Annotated in this window: 19 protein-coding genes; 10 read left to right on the forward strand and 9 right to left on the reverse strand. The window is 72.0% G+C overall.

The genetic code is table 11. The features are described 5' to 3' along the window. Window positions 1-7 precede the first annotated feature (7 nt). Together folE and AMK26_RS25320 are read left to right on the forward strand one after the other, a co-directional pair. Window positions 8-613 carry a GTP cyclohydrolase I FolE gene (gene folE, locus AMK26_RS25315; RefSeq protein ID WP_073756980.1) on the forward strand — a complete coding sequence of 202 codons (606 nt, stop codon included), beginning with the start codon at window positions 8-10 and terminating at the stop codon, window positions 611-613. A 127-nt stretch (window positions 614-740) separates the two neighbouring features. Beyond that, window positions 741-1751: an aldo/keto reductase gene (locus tag AMK26_RS25320; protein ID WP_073757124.1), complete on the forward strand. Its 1011-nt coding sequence runs from the start codon at window positions 741-743 to the stop codon at window positions 1749-1751. Between the two features lie 131 nt (window positions 1752-1882). Here AMK26_RS25320 and AMK26_RS25325 read toward each other — a convergent pair whose 3' ends face one another. The 6 genes from AMK26_RS25325 to AMK26_RS25350 form a co-directional block, all read right to left on the reverse strand. Then, window positions 1883-2359, reverse strand: coding sequence for a DUF3180 domain-containing protein (locus AMK26_RS25325; RefSeq protein WP_073756981.1), 477 nt, complete (start codon window positions 2357-2359; stop codon window positions 1883-1885). Between the two features lie 47 nt (window positions 2360-2406). Continuing rightward, window positions 2407-3006 (reverse strand): 2-amino-4-hydroxy-6-hydroxymethyldihydropteridine diphosphokinase, encoded by a 600-nt coding sequence (gene folK / locus AMK26_RS25330; RefSeq protein WP_073756982.1) that lies wholly within the window; start codon window positions 3004-3006, stop codon window positions 2407-2409. After that, window positions 3003-3362, reverse strand: coding sequence for a dihydroneopterin aldolase (folB, locus tag AMK26_RS25335; RefSeq protein ID WP_064067363.1), 360 nt, complete (start codon window positions 3360-3362; stop codon window positions 3003-3005). Before folB ends, folK begins: the two co-directional genes overlap by 4 nt. A 133-nt stretch (window positions 3363-3495) precedes the next feature. Continuing rightward, window positions 3496-3960 carry a nuclear transport factor 2 family protein gene (locus tag AMK26_RS25340; RefSeq protein ID WP_073756983.1) on the reverse strand — a complete coding sequence of 155 codons (465 nt, stop codon included), beginning with the start codon at window positions 3958-3960 and terminating at the stop codon, window positions 3496-3498. Further along, window positions 3957-4817, reverse strand: a complete 861-nt coding sequence (folP, locus tag AMK26_RS25345) for a dihydropteroate synthase (protein WP_073756984.1) — start codon at window positions 4815-4817, stop codon at window positions 3957-3959. Before folP ends, AMK26_RS25340 begins: the two co-directional genes overlap by 4 nt. 36 nt (window positions 4818-4853) lie before the next feature. Next, window positions 4854-6686 carry a phosphatidylglycerol lysyltransferase domain-containing protein gene (locus AMK26_RS25350; RefSeq protein ID WP_073756985.1) on the reverse strand — a complete coding sequence of 611 codons (1833 nt, stop codon included), beginning with the start codon at window positions 6684-6686 and terminating at the stop codon, window positions 4854-4856. A 153-nt stretch (window positions 6687-6839) separates the two neighbouring features. Between AMK26_RS25350 and AMK26_RS25355 the strand changes: the two genes are divergently transcribed. Next, window positions 6840-7952 (forward strand): alpha/beta hydrolase, encoded by a 1113-nt coding sequence (locus AMK26_RS25355; protein WP_073756986.1) that lies wholly within the window; start codon window positions 6840-6842, stop codon window positions 7950-7952. 4 nt (window positions 7953-7956) lie between these two features. Here the strand turns inward: AMK26_RS25355 and AMK26_RS25360 are convergent, their stop codons facing one another. Continuing rightward, the gene (locus AMK26_RS25360) at window positions 7957-9099 is read right to left on the reverse strand and encodes an ABC transporter ATP-binding protein (RefSeq protein ID WP_073756987.1); all 1143 of its coding nucleotides are present in this window, start codon (window positions 9097-9099) and stop codon (window positions 7957-7959) included. A 162-nt stretch (window positions 9100-9261) separates the two neighbouring features. Here AMK26_RS25360 and AMK26_RS25365 point away from each other — a divergent pair, with 162 nt between their 5' ends. From AMK26_RS25365 to AMK26_RS25380, 4 genes are all read left to right on the forward strand, one after another. Next, a complete protein-coding gene (locus AMK26_RS25365) occupies window positions 9262-10065 on the forward strand; it encodes an ABC transporter permease subunit (protein WP_073756988.1) in 804 nt (267 codons plus the stop codon). A gap of 3 nt (window positions 10066-10068) precedes the next feature. Next, window positions 10069-10746, forward strand: coding sequence for an ABC transporter permease (locus AMK26_RS25370; protein WP_073756989.1), 678 nt, complete (start codon window positions 10069-10071; stop codon window positions 10744-10746). Between the two features lie 43 nt (window positions 10747-10789). After that, the gene (locus AMK26_RS25375) at window positions 10790-11770 is read left to right on the forward strand and encodes an ABC transporter substrate-binding protein (protein WP_073756990.1); all 981 of its coding nucleotides are present in this window, start codon (window positions 10790-10792) and stop codon (window positions 11768-11770) included. 119 nt (window positions 11771-11889) lie between these two features. Next, window positions 11890-12885 (forward strand): hypothetical protein, encoded by a 996-nt coding sequence (locus tag AMK26_RS25380; protein ID WP_073756991.1) that lies wholly within the window; start codon window positions 11890-11892, stop codon window positions 12883-12885. A gap of 11 nt (window positions 12886-12896) precedes the next feature. On the opposite strand, the gene AMK26_RS25385 is transcribed toward AMK26_RS25380, so the two are convergent. Then, complete coding sequence (locus AMK26_RS25385; protein ID WP_073756992.1) at window positions 12897-14039, reverse strand: NADH-quinone oxidoreductase subunit D; 1143 nt, start codon at window positions 14037-14039, stop codon at window positions 12897-12899. Then, window positions 14036-15130, reverse strand: a complete 1095-nt coding sequence (locus AMK26_RS25390; protein WP_241838055.1) for an SAM-dependent methyltransferase — start codon at window positions 15128-15130, stop codon at window positions 14036-14038. Before AMK26_RS25390 ends, AMK26_RS25385 begins: the two co-directional genes overlap by 4 nt. A 96-nt stretch (window positions 15131-15226) precedes the next feature. Here AMK26_RS25390 and AMK26_RS25395 point away from each other — a divergent pair, with 96 nt between their 5' ends. Genes AMK26_RS25395 through AMK26_RS25405 form a run of 3 tightly spaced genes read left to right on the forward strand, consistent with a single transcriptional unit; the run spans window position 15227 to window position 17732 of the window. Then, window positions 15227-16429 (forward strand): sensor histidine kinase, encoded by a 1203-nt coding sequence (locus AMK26_RS25395; protein WP_107421039.1) that lies wholly within the window; start codon window positions 15227-15229, stop codon window positions 16427-16429. 21 nt (window positions 16430-16450) lie between these two features. Next, window positions 16451-17125 (forward strand): response regulator, encoded by a 675-nt coding sequence (locus tag AMK26_RS25400; RefSeq protein WP_073756993.1) that lies wholly within the window; start codon window positions 16451-16453, stop codon window positions 17123-17125. Between the two features lie 4 nt (window positions 17126-17129). Further along, window positions 17130-17732 carry an AAA family ATPase gene (locus AMK26_RS25405; RefSeq protein WP_073756994.1) on the forward strand — a complete coding sequence of 201 codons (603 nt, stop codon included), beginning with the start codon at window positions 17130-17132 and terminating at the stop codon, window positions 17730-17732. Window positions 17733-17765 lie beyond the last annotated feature (33 nt).

Genomic DNA, 17765 nt, shown 5'->3' on the forward strand with positions numbered 1-17765 from the left:
GGCACACATGACCGACCCGGTGACGTTGGACGTCGAGGGCACGATCGGCGAGTTCGACGAGAAGCGAGCCGAGAACGCCGTACGGGAACTCCTCCTCGCGGTCGGTGAGGACCCTGACCGAGAGGGCCTGCGGGAGACGCCGGCGCGGGTGGCCCGGGCCTACAGGGAGATATTCGCGGGCCTGTGGCAGGAGCCCGAGGACGTCCTGACGACGACGTTCGACCTGGGGCACGACGAGATGGTCCTGGTGAAGGACATCGAGGTGTTCAGCACCTGCGAGCACCACCTGGTGCCGTTCCGGGGCGTGGCCCACGTCGGGTACATCCCCTCGACCACCGGCAAGATCACCGGCCTGTCGAAGCTGGCACGGCTCGTGGATGTCTACGCGCGCCGCCCGCAGGTGCAGGAACGGCTCACCACCCAGGTCGCCGACTCCCTGATGAAGATCCTGGAGCCGCGGGGCGTGATCGTGGTCATCGAGTGCGAGCACATGTGCATGTCGATGCGCGGCATCCGCAAGCCCGGCGCGAAGACGATCACGTCGGCGGTGCGCGGACAGCTGAGGGACCCCGCGACCCGCGCGGAGGCGATGAGCCTCATCATGGCCGACTGAGCGGGCCGGACGGGCTGAGCGGGCCGGGCCGAGTGAGCGGGCCGGAGGGGTCAACTCCCTTTGGCCGCTTGTCTTTTATGCCGGACAGGCGGTGGACGCGGGTGTGTTCTGCCGCAAGACTCACGGCATGACGATCACGAACGAGCAGTCGAAGGCCCTACCCGTTCGCAGCCTCGGTGGCCTCCAGGTGTCCGCTCTCGGTTTCGGCGCGATGGTGCTGTCGCCCGGGGTGTACGGAGAGATCGACGACGCACGTGCGGAGCGGGCGCTGCTCGCGGCGGTGGACGCCGGAGCGACGCTCATCGACACGTCGGACGGCTATGGCGCGGACGGCCACAACGAGCGGCTGATAGGCAGGGCGCTGGGCGCGCGGCGGGACGAGGTGGTCATCGCCACCAAGTTCGGTTTCCGGCTCCCCGAGGGCGTCGAGCCGCACCCCTTCCCGGTCGGGTACGCCTTCGGCGAGCTGGCCGTCAACGCGGACCCGAAGCATGTGCGCGGGTACGCCGAGGCCAGCCTGCGGGAGCTGGGCACCGACCGGATCGACCTGTACTACCCGCACTTCCCGGACCCCCAGGTGCCACTGGAGGACACCGTGGGCGCGGTCGCCGGCCTCATCGAAGCGGGCCTGGTCCGGCACCTGGGCCTCTCCAACGTCACCGCCGAGCAGCTGCGCGTCGCGCACGCCGTGCACCCCGTGGCGGCCGTCCAGACCGAATGGTCCATGTGGCGCCACGTCGACGAGGAGCTGCTGGCGGCGGCGCACGAGCTGGGCGTGGGCATCGTCGCCTGGTCGCCGTTGGGCGCCGGCTTCCTGACCGGCAAGGTCGACAAGGTGGAGGACGGCGACTTCCGGCAGCACATGCCCCGGTTCGACGCCGCGAACCACCAGGCCAACAACGACCGCTTCGCCCCCGTGCGCGGGATCGCCGAGGAGCTCGGCATCACCCCGGCGCAGCTGGCCCTGGCCTGGCTGCTGCACCAGGACGAGCACGTCGTCCCCATCCCGGGCAGCCGCACCCCGGCCCACATCCAGGAGAACCTCGCCGCCGCGCATGTGCGGCTCTCCCCGGACGTCCGCGACCGCCTCTCGGCCGTCCTCGCCGAGACAGAGGTCTCGGGCGGCACGCTGCTGTAGTCCCGCCCGCCGCCCGGCCCGGGTACCCGTGCCCGGGCCGGCGCCGGGGCCGCTGGGCCGGGCGCGCTGGGTCGGGGGCCGCTCGGGCCGGGGCGCGGTCATGTCCTGGCCCGGCTCAGGCGAGGTCGCGGTTACGCGCGGGCCGTGGTTTCGTCGTCGTCCTCCGGGAGCTTGCAGACCCGCTCCAGGAAGATCGCCGCCGCGATCACGCCGATCCCCGCCAGCACCGAGAAGCCGGCGTAGATAGCCTGGTCGCGGCGGGCCGGGATGTCGAGAGAGCCGAGCAGGTAGACGCCCGTGCCGCCGTACATGCCGCTCACCAGCGCCGCGACCAGGGCGCTCGCCTGGCCGAACACGACCGCGCGGGCGGCCATCATCGGTTCCACGCCCTTGGCGTCGGGGCGGCGCTCGCGCTGGGCGCGCAGCCGGGAGCGCAGCGAGAGGGCCGTCGCGGTCAGGACGACCGCGATGACCGCGAGGACGATCGGCGCGGCCAGCGGCACGCTCGGCAGGGTGCCGAACGACTCCCACAGCCGGGCGCCGCCCCACGAGAGGATGCCGGCGACGGCGAACAGTCCGGCCAGTACCTTGAGCCGCAGTTGTTTCACCGGGGGCCCTTCATCTTGTGTCGCCCGTGCTTGCCGATCACTCAACGCTACTCGGGCAGGCGCAGTTCCAGGTCCGCCCGCGGCAGGACCCCCTCGCGGCCGACGCCGCCGAGCAGCTCGGCGATCGCACCCACGCCCGGCAGCAGTGCCTCCGGCTCCACGTCGTGCCACGGCGCCAGGACGAAGGCCCGCTCATGGGCGCGGGGGTGCGGGAGGGTGAGGACGGGGTCGTCGGAGACGACGTCCGCGTACGCCACGATGTCGACGTCGATGGTGCGCGCGCCCCAGCGCTCGTCGCGCACGCGGTGGAACGCCTCCTCCACCGCGTGGGCCCGCTCCAGCAGGGACGCCGGCGGCAGCGTGGTCTTGAGGACGACGACCGCGTTGAGGTACGACGGCTGGGAGCCGGGGTCGACACCCCAGGGCTCCGTCTCGTACACCGGCGAGACCGCCTTGACCCGGACGCCGGGAGTGTCCTCCAGCGCGTCGATGGCGCCCTGGAGGGTCTCCAGGCGGTTGCCCAGGTTGGAGCCGAGGGAGATCACGGCCCGTTTGGGGTTGGACAGCGTGATGTCGGCGGCGTCGACCTGTTCCGTCACGGAGGCGGGCACCGGCTGTACCGTCGGGTCGCTCTTCGTCCTGTTCATGCGCGGCTCCGGGTGATGGTGATGGTCACGTCGTCGAAGGGCACGGTGATCGGGGCGTCCGGCTTGTGGACCACCACCTCCACCTCCTGGACGCCGTCGTGCTTGAGGCACTGCTGGGCGATGCGCTCGGCGAGCGTCTCGATCAGGTCGACCGGCTCCCCCTGCACCACGTCCACGACCTCTTCCGCCACAACGCCGTAGTGCACGGTCTTCGCCAGGTCGTCGTCGGCCGCCGCGGGCCGGGTGTCGAGGCCGAGCACCAGGTCCACGATGAACGTCTGGCCTTCCTCGCGCTCCCGGGGGAAGACGCCATGGTGCCCGCGGGCCTTGAGGCCGCGCAGCGCGACACGATCCACGCGAATCACTCCTGCTGTCGTTGGTCTGGCGGGCACGCGGCCGGGTGCGGTCGGCGCGATGCCACCAGTCGAATCTACCTGCGAGCACTGACAGGACCTGCCCACGGTCTCCTCATGCCGCTCGCCTACCCACTCAGGAGGGGTTCTCGTCGGCCTCTTCCTCGCCGGTTTCGGCCAGAACGGGTGAACCGTGGTGCGACCAGATCCGCCACCCGTCCGGTGTGCGGCGGAACACATTCGTCGCGACGACCAGCTGCCCGACCAGCGGCCCGAGGTCGGCGCCGTCCTCGGCGGGGCCGCCGCTGAGGATGTTCTCCGTGCAGGTCACCAGGGCCGTGTCGGCGGCCAGGGACACCTTCACATCGGTCAGGAAGAACTGGATGTAGTCGGTGTTCGCCATGATCAGCGCGTACGAGCGGAGTACCTCGCCACGCCCGGAGAGCACCGGCCAGCCGGGGTGGACGCAGGAGATCTCGCCCCGCGACTCGTCCAGCCAGAGGTCGGAGATCTCCTCGAAATCGCCGCGCTCCATCGCCTCGTAGAAGGCGGTGTTGGCGAGCTCGACCGCCTCGATGTCGGCGCGTGCCGCGTCGTTCACCGGGCTCCCTCGACGGCGCGGGCCACCCGCACCGCGTCCGCCGTCGCGCGCACCTCGTGGACGCGTACCGCCCAGGCGCCCTCGTGGGCCGCGATCGCCGAGACCGCCGCGGTGGCGGCGTCCCGCTCCCGCGCGGGCGGCGGGGCGGCGCCCTCCCCGGCAAGGACGTGGCCGAGGAACCTCTTGCGGGAGGCGGCGACCAGCAGCGGGCGGCCGAGCGCCCGCAGGTCGGCCAGGTGTGCCACCAGGGCCAGGTCGTGCGGGGCCATCTTGGCGAAGCCCAGGCCCGGGTCGATGACGATCCGCTCCGGGTCGATGCCGCCCTCGACGACCGCCTCCATGCGCGTGCGGAGCTCGGCGACGACTTCGGCGACGACGTCGTCGTACACGGCCAGGCTGTTCATGTCCTTGCTGAAGCCGCGCCAGTGCATGACCACGAACGGCACCTCGGCGGCGGCGACGGAGGGGACCATGTCGGGGTCGGCGAGGCCGCCGCTCACGTCGTTGACCAGGACCGCGCCGGCCTCGACCGCACGGCGGGCCACCGAGGCGCGCATGGTGTCGACCGAGACGGTGACCCCTTCGGCCGACAGGCCGCGTACGACGGGGACGACCCGGCGCAGCTCCTCCTCCTCGTCCACCCGGGTGGCGCCGGGGCGGGTCGACTCGCCGCCGACGTCCACCAGGTCCGCGCCCTGGGCGACCAGCTCCAGGCCGTGCTTGATGGCGGCCGTGGTGTCGAACCAGCGGCCGCCGTCGGAGAAGGAGTCGGGCGTCACATTGACGACGCCCATGACCGCGCAGCGGTCGAACGTGGGCAGGCCCCGGGCCGTGCCCCGTCCGCGCAAGGTACTCATGCGTCCAGCCTAGGGGGTCCGGATCCGGCCGTCGGCTCAGGCGGCGCGGACCTCGTGCTCGCCGCGGGCGGGGGTGATGTGGGCGCACGGGCGGCCGGTGGTGGCCGCGGCGCGGCGGCGGAACGGGCGGGGCAGCTCCACGTTCACGAAGCCCTCCGCCTGCATCGCGGCGAAACCGATGCGCGGCAGGTCACGGGCGTTGCGGTAGACGACGAAGCGGGGCTCCCAGCGGGGCTGGAACTTGGCGTTGAACTTGTACAGCGACTCGATCTGGAACCAGCGGGAGAGGAACACCAGCAGGCCGCGCCAGACCCTGAGGACCGGGCCGGCGCCCAGCTTCTCGCCGCGTGCCAGGGCGGAGCGGAACATCGCGAAGTTCAGCGAGACCCGCTCGATGCCCAGCTTGGGGGAGGCCTGGAGGGCGGCGACGATGAGAAGTTCGTTCATGCCCGGGTCGGCGGAGCGGTCGCGGCGCATCAGCTCCAGCGACATCCCGTCCGTCCCCCACGGCACGAAGTGGATGATCGCCTTCAGGTCGCCGTACGGGGAATCCGGGTCCTCCTTGTGGGCGGTGGCGATGACCGCGTCACCGTCCGCCGGGTCGCCGATCCGGCCCAGCGCCATGGAGAAGCCCCGCTCGGTGTCGGTGCCCCGCCAGTCGGCCGCGGCCCGCCGGATCCGCTCCAGCTCGCCGTCCGAGAGGTCACGGGCGCGCCGGACGCGGGTCGTGTACCCATTGCGCTCGATGCGCTTGACCATCTGGCGCACGTTGCGCATGGCGCGCCCGGTCAGGGAGAAATCCGCGACGTCCACCACCGCCTCGTCGCCCAGCTCCAGCGCGTCCAGGCCGGTCTCGCGGGTCCAGACCTCACCGCCGGTCTCGGAGCAGCCCATGACGGCGGGCGTCCAGGAGTGGGCCTTGGCCTCGTCCATGAACCGCTCGATGGCGCCGGGCCAGGCCTCGACGTCACCGATCGGGTCGCCGCTGGCGAGCATCACACCGGAGACGACGCGGTAGCAGATGGCGGCCTTGCCGCTGGGGGAGAAGACGACGCCCTTGTCGCGGCGGAGCGCGAAGTGGCCGAGCGAGTCCCGGCCGCCGTGCTTGTCCAGCAGGGCGCGCAGCCGGGTCTCGTCGTCCTCGGTGAGCCGGGCGACCGGGTGCTCGGGGCGGAAGGCGAGGTAGATGGTGGTGATGGCGGTCAGGAGGCCGAGGGCGCCGAGCGAGTAGCCGACGGTCCAGTCGACGCCGCCGCGGTACCCGACCGGGCCCTCGATGCCGAACAGGCCGTACAGGACGTGCTCCAGGCGGTCGCTCAGGCCGGGGCTGCCGACGACCCTCCCGGGGTGGGCGCTGACGATGACCAGGCCGAGCGCGATGGAACCGGCGCCCATGAGGACGAAGTTGGCGAGCGCCTTCCAGCGGCTGCGCGGGTCGGGCAGGGCCGCGAACTCACCGCGGTGGCGCAGCAGCAGCGCCAGGAGCAGCAGCGAGAAGAGCACCCCGATGACGGAGTGGCGGTAGACGAACTGCGCCACGGCGCCGGCCGGCAGCAGGACCACCGCGGCACGCCAGGCGCGGCGCTTGTGGCGCTTGAGCCCGTGGGCGAGGAGGAGCAGCAGGACGCCGACGCTGAGGGAGAGCGCCGCGGACAGCGGCCCCAGGGTGCCGGGCAGCACCTCGGCGACGGCGTGCATCCGGCTGGCGCGGAAGCGCGGGAACACCCCGGCGGCGATGTCGATCAGACCGATGATCGTGCACGCCGTACCGACCAGGGAGGGCACCTTCTCGGCGCGTGGCCCGTGCAGGACACGGCGTATCCGACTCGGAACCGATCCTGACTTATCCCCATCTACCGTGACAGACATCGCTTCCCAAGGCTCCGCAAAGATTCGTTGTGTCCCTTCGGCCGGAACTGATTCCGTCCGGCCCGGACGATTCGCGCTCTCTAGGACGGGGCTTGTGGGGGGCGGGTTCACTCCCTTCCCGGAAAATCTCGACGAAGAAGGCTTGAACGACTCATGGGTCTCACCAGCAACAAAGTTCTGGCGCTGGCCGCCCTCCTGGCCGTGCTGCTGTTCGCCGTCACCGTCTGGTGGTGGCCCCGGCTGGCGCGCGGCGGCTGGCGGCCGGTGCTCGGCAGGATCGGCCTGCTGCTGGCGACCCAGGTGGCGCTGTTCGCCTCCGTCGGACTCGCGGCCAACAACTACTTCCTCTTCTACGGCTCCTGGGCCGATCTCTTCGGGCAGGAACAGGAGCTGGGTGTGGTCGTCGACCACTCGGCGGGGAGCAAGGACATCAAGGTCGTCGGCAAGCAGAAGATCGAGGGGGTGCCCGGCGGTCGCCCGGCGGTCGGCGGACAGGTCCAGAAGGTCGTCGTCGCCGGGGAGACGTCGAAGATCGACAGCCCGGCGTACGTCTATCTGCCGCCGGAGTACTTTCAGCCGGCGTACGCGAAGAAGACCTTCCCCGCCGCCGTCGTGCTGACCGGCTACCCGGGCACCGCCGAGAACCTGCTGAAGGGGCTGAAGTACCCGCGTACGGCCTATGAGCAGGCCAAGGAGAAGAAGATGCAGCCGATGATCCTGGTGATGATGCGGCCGACCGTGGCCCCGCCGCGCGACACGGAGTGCGTCGACATCCCGGGCGGCCCGCAGACGGAGACCTTCTTCGCCAAGGACCTGCCCAAGGCGGTCTCCGAGACGTACCGCGTCGGCACCGCACCCCGGAACTGGGGCTTCATCGGCAACTCGACCGGCGGTTACTGCGCGCTGAAGATCGCGATGCACCACCCGGAGCAGTACGCCGCCGGCGCGGGCCTGTCCGCGTACTACAAGGCCGCCGAGGACATGACGACCGGCGACCTCTTCCACGGTGACCAGCGCCTGCGCAACCGGGCCAACCTGCTGTGGAGCCTGGACAACCTGCCGCAGGGCCAGTCGTCGTTCCTCGTCACCACCTCCCGCAAGGGTGAGGGGAACCTCAAGGGAACCCTCTCCTTCATCAAGAAGGTGAAGTCGCCCGCGCGCGTCTCGTCGATCACCCTCGACAGCGGCGGGCACAACTTCAACACCTGGAACCGGGAGATCCCGCCGGCGCTGGTGTGGATGAGCGGCCGGCTCAGCGCGGCCTGATGACTCAGCCGACCGTCTGGACGTCCACTTCGGTACGGGCGATGTCCCGCGTGTCCGCGTCGATCGAGCGGCGCAGCGCCTCGTGCAGCCGGGCCGGGGTCAGCACGCCGAGGAAACGTCCCCTCTCACCGCGGTCGATGACGGCGATCCAGCCCGCGTCGTGCTGGAGCATGGTCGCGAAGGCCTGCTTCAGCGTGGCGCCGACCGGAAGCCACGCCTCCATGCGGCGGGCGTGGTCGCCCACGGTCCCGGTGGAGCGGGCGGCCTGCTCGGCGGAGATCCAGCCGTGCAGGTTGTCGTCGCGGTCCAGGACGACGGCCCAGCGCGAGCCGAGCTCGCGGGGCAGCGCGTCGTCCAGGTGGACGACCGGCGGCTGTTCGAGGTCGCTCTCCTCGATGGGCGTGACGGACAGCCGCTTGAGGCCGCGGTCCGCGCCGACGAAGTCGGCGACGTACGGGGTGGCGGGCGCGCCCAGCACGGTGGCCGGCGCGTCGAACTGCTCGATCCTGCCCTGCCCGTAGACGGCGATGCGGTCGCCGAGCCGGACGGCCTCCTCGATGTCGTGGGTGACGAACAGGACCGTCTTGCGCACCTCCGACTGGAGCTTGAGGAACTCGCTCTGCAGGTGCTCGCGTACGACCGGGTCGACCGCGCCGAACGGCTCGTCCATCAGCAGGACGGGCGGGTCGGCGGCCAGGGCGCGGGCGACGCCGACGCGCTGGCGCTGGCCGCCGGAGAGCTGCTCGGGGTAGCGGTCGCCGTGGACGGACGGGTCGAGGCCGACGAGGTCGAGGAGTTCGGCGGCACGGGCGCGGGCCGTGGCACGTTTGACGCCGAGCAGGTGGGGGACGGTCGCGGTGTTCTCCAGGACCGTCTTGTGAGGGAAGAGACCGACCTGCTGGATGACATAGCCGATCCGGCGGCGCAGCTGGACGGGGTCGGCGTCCGCGATGTCCTGGCCGTCGACGAATATCCGGCCCTCGGTCGGCTCGATCAGCCGGTTGACCATCTTCATCGTGGTGGTCTTGCCGCAGCCGGACGGCCCGACAAGTGTGACCAGTTCGCCCTCGGCCACCTCGAACGACAGGTCGTCGACGGCGGTCGTGCCGTCCGCGTACCGCTTGGTGACGCGCTCGAATCGGATCATGGCTCCCATTGTGGCCGGTGGCGGCCCCGGCGGGGTCGCGCGGCGTGTGAAGGCCGTGTTTCCGGGCTGTGGTGACGATCGGTGATTGTCAGTGGTGGAGGTTAGGGTCGTTGTCGGGTCGAACACCGGCTCGGACGCTGACGGGGGAGGAGGTGGGGGCGGGTGGTCGGCGAGGGGTGCCTGGCGGCCAACGACTGGATCTGCGGGGAGTATGTCCGCTCCCGCGCCCAGGAGTTGACCGAGGCCACGGTCCAGCATGTGTGGATCACTGCCGTGTCGGTGCTGATCGGAGTGGCCGTGGCCTTTCCGCTGGCGCTGCTGGTGCGCGCCCGGCCGCGGCTGGCGGCGCCGGTGCTGGGCTTGACGACCGTGCTGTACGCGATTCCGTCGCTGGCGATGTTCTCGCTGCTGCTGCCGTTCTTCGGCCTGTCGGCCGCCCTGGTGGTGACCGGGCTGGTGCTGTACTCGCTGACCATTCTGGTACGCAACATCCTGGCCGGGCTCGCCGCGGTGCCCGAGGAGGCCCGGGAGGCGGCGCGCGGGATGGGGTACGGGCCGGGGCGGCTGCTGTGGGAGGTCGAACTGCCGCTGGCCGTACCGGCGGTGATGGCGGGCGTGCGGATGGCGACGGTGTCGACGGTCGCCCTGACGACGGTGGGCGCGCTGGTGGACTACGGCGGTCTGGGCACCCTCATCGCGACGGGGCTGAAGAGCTTCTTCAAGGCGCAGGTGCTGACCGCGTCGGTGCTGTGCGTGCTGCTCGCGGTCACGGCCGACCTGCTGCTGCTCTGGCTGCAGCGGCTCCTGACGCCGTGGACCCGTACGCCCGGGGCCCGTACGCCCGGGGCCCGTACGCCCGGGGCCCGTACGCCCGGGGCCCGTACGCCCGGGGCCCGTACGCCCGGGACGCGTACGCCCGGGACGCGAATACCCGGCACACGCATACGCATACGCAAGGCGGGATGAGCGATGGGCGCGGTGGCCGATGCCTGGACGTGGCTGACGACCGGGGCGAACTGGCAGGGCGAGAGCGGCGTGGGGAACCGGCTGGCCGAGCACCTGTGGTTCAGCGGCGTGTGCCTGGCGGTCGCGTGCCTGATCGCCCTGCCGCTCGCGCTGTGGCTCGGCCACATCGGCCGGGGCGGCGCGCTCGCCGTCAACATCTCCAACGCAGGGCGCGCGGTGCCCACGCTGGCGGTGCTGGTGCTGCTGACGCTCACCCCGCTCGGCAGGCACGGCGACCTGCCGACGATCATCGCGCTGGTGCTGTTCGCCGTGCCGCCGCTGCTCACCAACGCGTACGTGGGGATGCGCGAGGTGGACCGGGCGGTGGTCGAGGCGGCGCGTGGGATGGGGATGTCGGGCGGCCAGGTGTTCCGCCGGGTGGAGCTGCCCCTCGCGTACCCGATGGTGATGACAGGTCTGCGGTCGGCGACCGTGCAGGTGATCGCCACCGCGACGCTCGCCGCGATGGCGGGCGAGGGCGGGCTGGGCCGGATCATCACCGCCGGCTTCAACACCAACAACACCCCGCAGGTGGTCGCCGGGGCGCTGGTGGTCGGTGCGCTCGCCCTGCTGGCCGAGGGCCTGCTGGTGCTGGCGGGCCGGGTGCTCGACCCCATGCGGGCGACCCGGCGCGCCCACTGACCGAAGCCGAACGACTGGACAGCTGGACCGGACGGAGAACGTGATGAGCAGGATTTCGAGCATGGCGGGTGCGGTGCTGGGCGTGGTGGCACTCACCGGCGGGCTGGCCGCGTGCGGCGGCGGCCAGAGCCTGGAGGAGCGGGGCGGTTCGGACAGCTCGCCGGGCGGCGGCGGTACCAAGGGGACGCTGGTCGTCGGCTCGGCGGGCTTCACCGAGGCCAACGTACTGGCGGAGCTGTACGCACAGGTACTGAAGGACGCCGGATACTCCACGTCCATCAAGACCGTGGAGAACCGCGAGCTCTACGAACCGTCCCTGGAGAAGGGCGACATCGACGTCGTACCGGAATACGCGGCTACGCTTGCGGAATTCCTGAACGCCAAGGTGAACGGTCCCAAGGCGGTCGAGGAGAAGCCGGTCGCGTCCAGCGATGTCACCGCCACCGTAACGGCGTTGGAGAAGCTCGCAGGACCGCGCGGTCTGAAGGTGCTCCCGGCGGGTTCGGCGGTCGATCAGAACGCGTTCGCGGTCACCCGGGAATTCGCCGGGAAGAACAAGCTCAGGACGCTTTCGGATCTCGGCGCGTCCAAGCTGAAGGTCAGGATCGCGGCCGGTGACGAGTGCGCGATACGGCCGTTCTGCGCGCCCGGGCTGAAGAAGACGTACGGCATCGATGTGACGGGCATCGATCCCAAGGGCGTGGGCACGCCCCAGGCCAAGCAGGCCGTGAAGGACGGCGTCGACCAGCTCGTCCTGACCACGACGACCGACGCGACCCTGGACAACTTCGGGCTGGTGCTGCTGGAGGACGACAAGAAGCTGCAGAACGCCGACAATGTGCTGCCGGTCGTGAATGCGAAGGACGCGGGTTCGGCGGAGATAGCCGCGGCTCTCAACAAGATCACCAAGGCGCTGACGACCGAGGACCTGGTGGAGTTGAACAGGAAGGTCGACGCCGATCGGGCAAAGCCGGCGGACGTGGCGAGGGCTTACCTGGAGTCCAAGGGGCTGATCAAGAAGTAAGGGCGCAGGGGGGCGCCGGCCCGGTTCCGGAAGCCGTCCGAACACGGTTCGGATCACAGGGCCGAAACATTGCCGGGGCGGCCCCCCATACGACACCTACGCACGGTAAATTTCAGGCCATGCCACGTGGACGCCACCGCCATTCCCCACCCCTGCACAAACTTCTGCCCCCTTCCGCGGTAGCCGGAGCGGCCGTTGTGTGCGCCGGCGGCGCCTGGCTCCTCGCCGATCCGCTGGTGCTGCGCTTCCTGGCCGCCGCCGCGGCCGCGGCGGCCGTCACCGGCTCGGTCCTGATGCGCAGTTGGGACCGCGCCGCCGGCCGCCGGGTCGCCGAACTGACCCGGGCCCGGGCCGGTGACCAGTGGCGTACCGAGGAGCGCATAGCCGAGCTGGAGAGCGACCTGGAGGAATCCCGCGAGCTGCGCGCCAAGCTCGACGCCAAACTGCGCGCCAAGCGGGTCGAACTGGCCGCGCTGCGGGGTGAGCACGCCGAGCTGCTGCGGCGGTACGCCACCGCCGAGACCGAGCGCGCCAGCGCCCTGGAAGGCCGTCGGCAGCTCGCCCTGGAGGCCGCCGCGCCCACCCGGGCGCTGGCCGCCGCGAGTTCCACGCCCACGCCGGCCGCGTACCTCCAGGCCGCCAAGGCGCTGGAGAACCTCACGCGCAACGCCGCGGTCCAGGAGGCCAGGCGTACCACCGAGGAGGCCCGGCGCCGCGACCTGGCCGAGCGGGCCGGTCAGGCGGACGAGCCGCAGGGGAAGCACGCGGCGGCCGTCGAGCGGCAGCAGCACGCCCCCCCGTCGTCCGCCGCCCCCTTCGTCACCGGCGCGTCCGCGATGCGCCCGGTCCCGCCGGCCGCCGCCGTCGTGCCGTACACCGCACCGCGCCGCCCGGCGCCGCGCCTCCAGGGCGGCTTCGACTTCTTCGGTACGAAGAAGTCCCCCGCCGCCATCGAAGCCGTGCAGCACGAGGACCTCGCGGACGTCGTGGGCGAGGAGGCCCTGGCCGTACGGCGCAGGGAGGACCGCGCGGTCGGCAAGGTCATCGACCTGACCGCGCACGACGAGACCGAGCAGCTCGACGTGGTGGAGCTGCGGCGCGACGCCGTGTCCTGACCGGCCGCGGGCTACTTGTCGATGTCGCCGACGACGAAGAAGAACGACCCCAGGATCGCCACCATGTCCGCGACGAGCGTGCCGGGCAGCAGTTCGACCAGCGCCTGGATGTTGTTGTAGGACGCCGAGCGCAGCTTGAGGCGGTAAGGGGTCTTGTCGCCCTTGGAGACCAGGTAGTAGCCGTTGAGGCCGAGCGGGTTCTCGGTCCAGGCGTACGTGTGGCCCTCGGGCGCCTTGAGGACCTTCGGCAGCCGCTGGTTGATCGGACCGGGCGGCAGTTCGGCGATCCGGTCCAGGCAGGCGTCCGCGAGGTCCAGCGAGTTGTGGGTCTGCCCCAGCAGGCACTCGAAGCGCGCCAGGCAGTCGCCCTCGGTGCGGGTGACGACCTCCAGGGCGTCCTGGAGCTCCCCGTACGCCAGGTACGGCTCGTCGCGGCGCAGGTCGAAGTCGACGCCCGAGGCGCGGGCGATCGGGCCGCTGACCCCGTACGCGTGGACGATCTCCGGCGACAGGACGCCGACGCCGCGGGTGCGGCCGCGGAAGATCTCGTTGCCGAGGACGAGCCGGTCGTAGACGTCCATCCGGGAACGGACCTCGGCGACCGCGTCGCGGGCGCGGCCGAGCCAGCCGGCCGGCAGGTCCTCCTTGAGGCCGCCGACCCGGTTGAACATGTAGTGCATCCGGCCGCCGGAGACCTCCTCCATGACGTGCTGGAGGTCCTCCCGCTCCCGGAAGGCGTGGAAGATCGGGGTGATACCGCCCAGTTCGAGGGGGTACGAGCCGAGGAACATCAGGTGGTTCAGGACCCGGTTCAGCTCGGCGAGGAGCGTGCGGGTCCACACGGCCCGCTCCGGGACCTCCATGCCGAGCATCCGCTCGACGGCCATGACGACACCGAGCTCGTTGGAGAACGCCGACAGCCAGTCGTGGCGGTTGGCCAGCATGATGATCTGGCGGTAGTCGCGCGCCTCGAAGAGCTTCTCCGCGCCGCGGTGCATATAGCCGACGACCGGCTCGGCGTGCCGGATCACCTCCCCGTCCAGGACGAGGCGGAGGCGCAGCACGCCGTGCGTGGAGGGGTGCTGGGGTCCGATGTTCAGCACCATGTCGGTGCTTTCCGCGGCACCGCCGATGCCGACCGTGGTCTCCGTCATGCCGGACAGTATCCCTCCCCGGGCACGCGCTGCAGCAGCCAGGTGAAGTCCCCGAGCCCGCCGCGCGCGGTCAGCTCGGTGGCCTCCCCGGCCCGCGCGAGAGCCCGTACGTATCCGGCGGGGTCCGTCCGGGCCATGTCGAGAGCCGGCCGCCCCCCGCTCACCCCGAGCCGCCGCAACGCTTCCCGCTGCGTAATCAGCTCGCTCCCGTACGGGAGCAGGCCCCCGCCGCCCACCGGACCGCCCCCGCCGCCCGGGGCGCCCCCGCCGCCGCCCTGGGCGCCGGCGTTCGTGGGGTGGGGGGTGGCTGCGGCTGTGGCGCCGGCTGCCGCGCAGGCGTCCAGGGCCACGTGGGACGTGATGTCACACGTGCCGTCCGGGGCCGGGGGGACCTCGCGGCCGGCGCGGAAGCCCGTCAGGGTGCCGAACGGGGGGCGGGCCCCCGCCACGTGGGCGTAGTCGACCGCCACCGCCAGGCCCGCCGACAGGGACGACACCGCCCGCGCCCACGCCTCGTCGCGGGGCAGGCCGATCTCGGCGCGCTCGCCCGGCTCCCGCAGCGGCCACCAGCGGGCCAGCCACGCGGCGTCCGCGCCCGCCACAGGGGCGCCGAGCCGTTCGGTGCCGTCGGGCGCGACCTCCACGTACCGGGGCGTGCCCGACTCGTCGGCCTGCGCCACGTCCACCGGGACGTTGTCCAGCCACTCGTTCGCGAACAGCAGCCCGCGCACCCCGGCCGGGGGCTCGGCCGCCCACGTGATGCGCGGGTCGAGGCCCTCGGGCCGGGCGGCGCGTTCGACGGCGTACGCCCGTACCCGAAGACCCGCCGGGGCGGCCGCCAGCACCCCCGTCAACAGCTCGCCGCGCCCCGCACCCACGTCGACCAGCGCGATCTCGTCCGGGCCGCCCAGCCCCTCCGCCACCTCCGCGAGCAGCCGGGCCACCGCCTCCGCGAACAGCGGCGAGGCGTGCACGGACGTACGGAAGTGCCCCGCCGGTCCCTCGGGGCGCAGGTAGAAGCCGTCAGGCCCGTACAGAGCCGCCTCCGTGGCCGCCCGCCAGCCGCGCCATTGACACGTCTCATCATTCACGGGCACCAGTCTCCACCTTGCGGAGTACGCCTCCGCCCCCTGGATCGGCCCTCCGGTTGACCCCTGCACCTATCAGGTTTCCCTACGCTGGGTTACGTGCAGCGCCTCTACGACTTCATCCGCAGACACCCCACGGGCGTCGACAGTTTCTGGGCTGTGGTGCTCCTGGGGTTCTCCATGCTGTGGGTGGCCCAGGTCCCCGTCGGCGCCGAGCCCCGCCTCGCGGCCGCCGGGATCGTCCTGCTGCTCTGCCTCGCCGTCGCGCTGCGCCGCCGCGCGCCCGAGAAGACGCTGCTGCTCGCCGGGGCCCTCGGGGCCGCGCAGCTCGCACTCGACATCGCAACGAACCCGGCCGACTTCGCGATGCTCGTCGTCATCTACACGGTCGCCGCGCAGAGCGACGGCCCGCGCTGGGCGTCCCGCCTCGCGCTCGTCGGCGGCGTGGCCGCGGCACCGCTCGCCCAGCTGCGCTGGCCCGTCGAGAACGTCTCCACCGCCGGCAAGATCTTCTTCACCGTCGTGATGACCGTGCCGTTCGTCCTCGCCTGGGTGCTCGGCGACTCCATGCGCACCCGCCGCGCCTACTTCGCCCAGCTGGAGGAGCGCGCCTCCCGCCTGGAGCGGGAACGCGAGGCCCAGGCCAAGGTCGCCGTCGCCGCCGAGCGCGCCCGCATCGCGCGCGAGCTGCACGACGTCGTCGCCCACAACGTCTCCGTCATGGTCGTCCAGGCCGACGGCGCCGCCTACGTCCTCGACACCTCCCCCGACCAGGCCAGACAGGCCCTGGAGACCATCTCCACCACCGGCCGCCAGGCCCTCGCCGAGATGCGCCGGCTGCTCGGCATCCTCCGCACCGGGGAGCCGCAGGACTCCGAGGACTACGTGCCGCAGCCCGACGTCCAGCAGATCGAGGACCTGGTCGCACAGGTCCGGGCCGCGGGCCTGACCGTCGACTTCAAGGTCGAGGGCACCGCGCGCCCCCTGCCCAGCGGTGTGGAGCTCACCGCGTACCGCATCGTCCAGGAGGCGCTGACCAACACCCGCAAGCACGGCGGCCCGGACGCCGGGGCGAGCGTGCGGCTGGTGTACTTCGACGACGGTCTCGGCCTGCTCGTCGAGGACGACGGCCGGGGCGCGGCGCACGAGCTGTACGAGGACGGCGGCGCCGACGGCCGCGGCCACGGCCTGATCGGCATGCGGGAACGCGTCGGTATGGTCGGCGGCACCCTGGACGCCGGGCCGCGGCCCGGCGGCGGCTTCCGGATCAGCGCCCTGCTCCCCCTCAAGCCCGCCCACTGACGATCCTTAAGGACCCGTTTCATGTCGATCCGTGTGATGCTCGTCGACGACCAGGTGCTGCTGCGCACCGGTTTCCGCATGGTGCTCGCCGCCCAGCCGGACATGGAGGTCGTCGCGGAGGCGGGCGACGGGGCCGAGGCCATCGAGGTCCTCCGCGCCACGGCCGTGGACGTGGTCCTGATGGACGTACGCATGCCCAGGCTCGACGGCGTGGAGGCCACCCGCCGCATCTGTGCCGCACCCGACGCCCCCAAGGTCCTCATCCTCACCACCTTCGACCTGGACGAGTACGCGTTCTCGGGGCTGAAGGCCGGCGCCAGCGGCTTCATGCTGAAGGACGTGCCGCCGGGCGAACTGCTCAGCGCGATCCGCGCCGTGCACAGCGGCGACGCGGTCGTCGCGCCGTCCACGACCCGGCGGCTCCTGGACCGCTTCTCCCCGATGCTCCCGGCCACCGGCAAGGAGCCGCGCAACAAGACGCTGGAGAAGCTGACCGAGCGGGAGCGCGAGGTCATGATGCTGGTCGCCCAGGGCCTGTCGAACGGCGAGATCGCGGCCCGGCTCGTCCTCTCCGAGGCCACGGTCAAGACCCATGTGGGCCGCATCCTCACCAAGCTGGCGCTGCGGGACCGCGTGCAGGTGGTGGTCCTGGCGTACGAGACGGGCCTGGTGCGGGCCGGGGGCGCGGGGCTCTGAGACGGTGCTGCTCTGGATCAACGGCCCGTTCGGGGGCGGCAAGACCCAGACCGCGTACGAGCTCCTGCGCCGCCTGCCGGGCGCGGTCGTCTGCGACCCGGAGGAAGTCGGCTTCGGGCTGCACAGGATGACGCCGAGGGCCCTGCGCGGCGATTTCCAGGACTTCCCGGCCTGGCGGCAGGGCGTGTACGAGGTGCTCGACCTGACGCTGCGGCGGTACGAGGACGGGCCGGTCATCGCCCCGATGACGCTCACGGACCCGGCGTACTTCGACGAGATCGTCGGCCGGCTGCGGGCGGCGGGCCATCGGGTCCACCACGTCGCGCTGCTGGCGGAGCGCGAGACGGTGCTGCGCCGGCTGACCGAGCGCGGCCTGGGGCGCGGGCTGAAGCGCGAGAGCTTCGCGGTGCGCAAGCTGGACGAGTGCCTGGAGCGGCAGGCCGGCCCCCGGTTCGCCGAGCACCTCCGTACGGACCGGCTGACCGTCCCGGAGGTCGCGGACCGGATCGCCGCCTCGGCGGGGCTGCGGCTCGCTCCGAACACGGACGGCCCGCTGAGGCACCGGCTGCGGCGCATCGGGGTGGGACTGCGGCACATCCGCGTCTGACCCGTGCCCGCCACCCACCGTCCCGCACCCGGC

Source organism: Streptomyces sp. CB03234 (assembly GCF_001905885.1).
In the GTDB taxonomy this organism is placed as follows: domain Bacteria; phylum Actinomycetota; class Actinomycetes; order Streptomycetales; family Streptomycetaceae; genus Streptomyces.

Bases quoted from the DNA above. Each gene is read 5' to 3' on its own strand.
- folE (WP_073756980.1), top strand. From the start codon at position 8: ATGACCGACCCGGTGACGTTGGACGTCGAGGGCACGATCGGCGAGTTC.
- AMK26_RS25320 (WP_073757124.1), top strand. From the start codon at position 741: ATGACGATCACGAACGAGCAGTCGAAGGCCCTACCCGTTCGCAGCCTC.
- folK (WP_073756982.1), bottom strand. From the start codon at position 3,006: ATGAACAGGACGAAGAGCGACCCGACGGTACAGCCGGTGCCCGCCTCC.
- folP (WP_073756984.1), bottom strand. From the start codon at position 4,817: ATGAGTACCTTGCGCGGACGGGGCACGGCCCGGGGCCTGCCCACGTTC.
- AMK26_RS25350 (WP_073756985.1), bottom strand. From the start codon at position 6,686: ATGTCTGTCACGGTAGATGGGGATAAGTCAGGATCGGTTCCGAGTCGG.
- AMK26_RS25355 (WP_073756986.1), top strand. From the start codon at position 6,840: ATGGGTCTCACCAGCAACAAAGTTCTGGCGCTGGCCGCCCTCCTGGCC.
- AMK26_RS25360 (WP_073756987.1), bottom strand. From the start codon at position 9,099: ATGATCCGATTCGAGCGCGTCACCAAGCGGTACGCGGACGGCACGACC.
- AMK26_RS25370 (WP_073756989.1), top strand. From the start codon at position 10,069: ATGGGCGCGGTGGCCGATGCCTGGACGTGGCTGACGACCGGGGCGAAC.
- AMK26_RS25375 (WP_073756990.1), top strand. From the start codon at position 10,790: ATGAGCAGGATTTCGAGCATGGCGGGTGCGGTGCTGGGCGTGGTGGCA.
- AMK26_RS25380 (WP_073756991.1), top strand. From the start codon at position 11,890: ATGCCACGTGGACGCCACCGCCATTCCCCACCCCTGCACAAACTTCTG.
- AMK26_RS25385 (WP_073756992.1), bottom strand. From the start codon at position 14,039: ATGACGGAGACCACGGTCGGCATCGGCGGTGCCGCGGAAAGCACCGAC.
- AMK26_RS25400 (WP_073756993.1), top strand. From the start codon at position 16,451: ATGTCGATCCGTGTGATGCTCGTCGACGACCAGGTGCTGCTGCGCACC.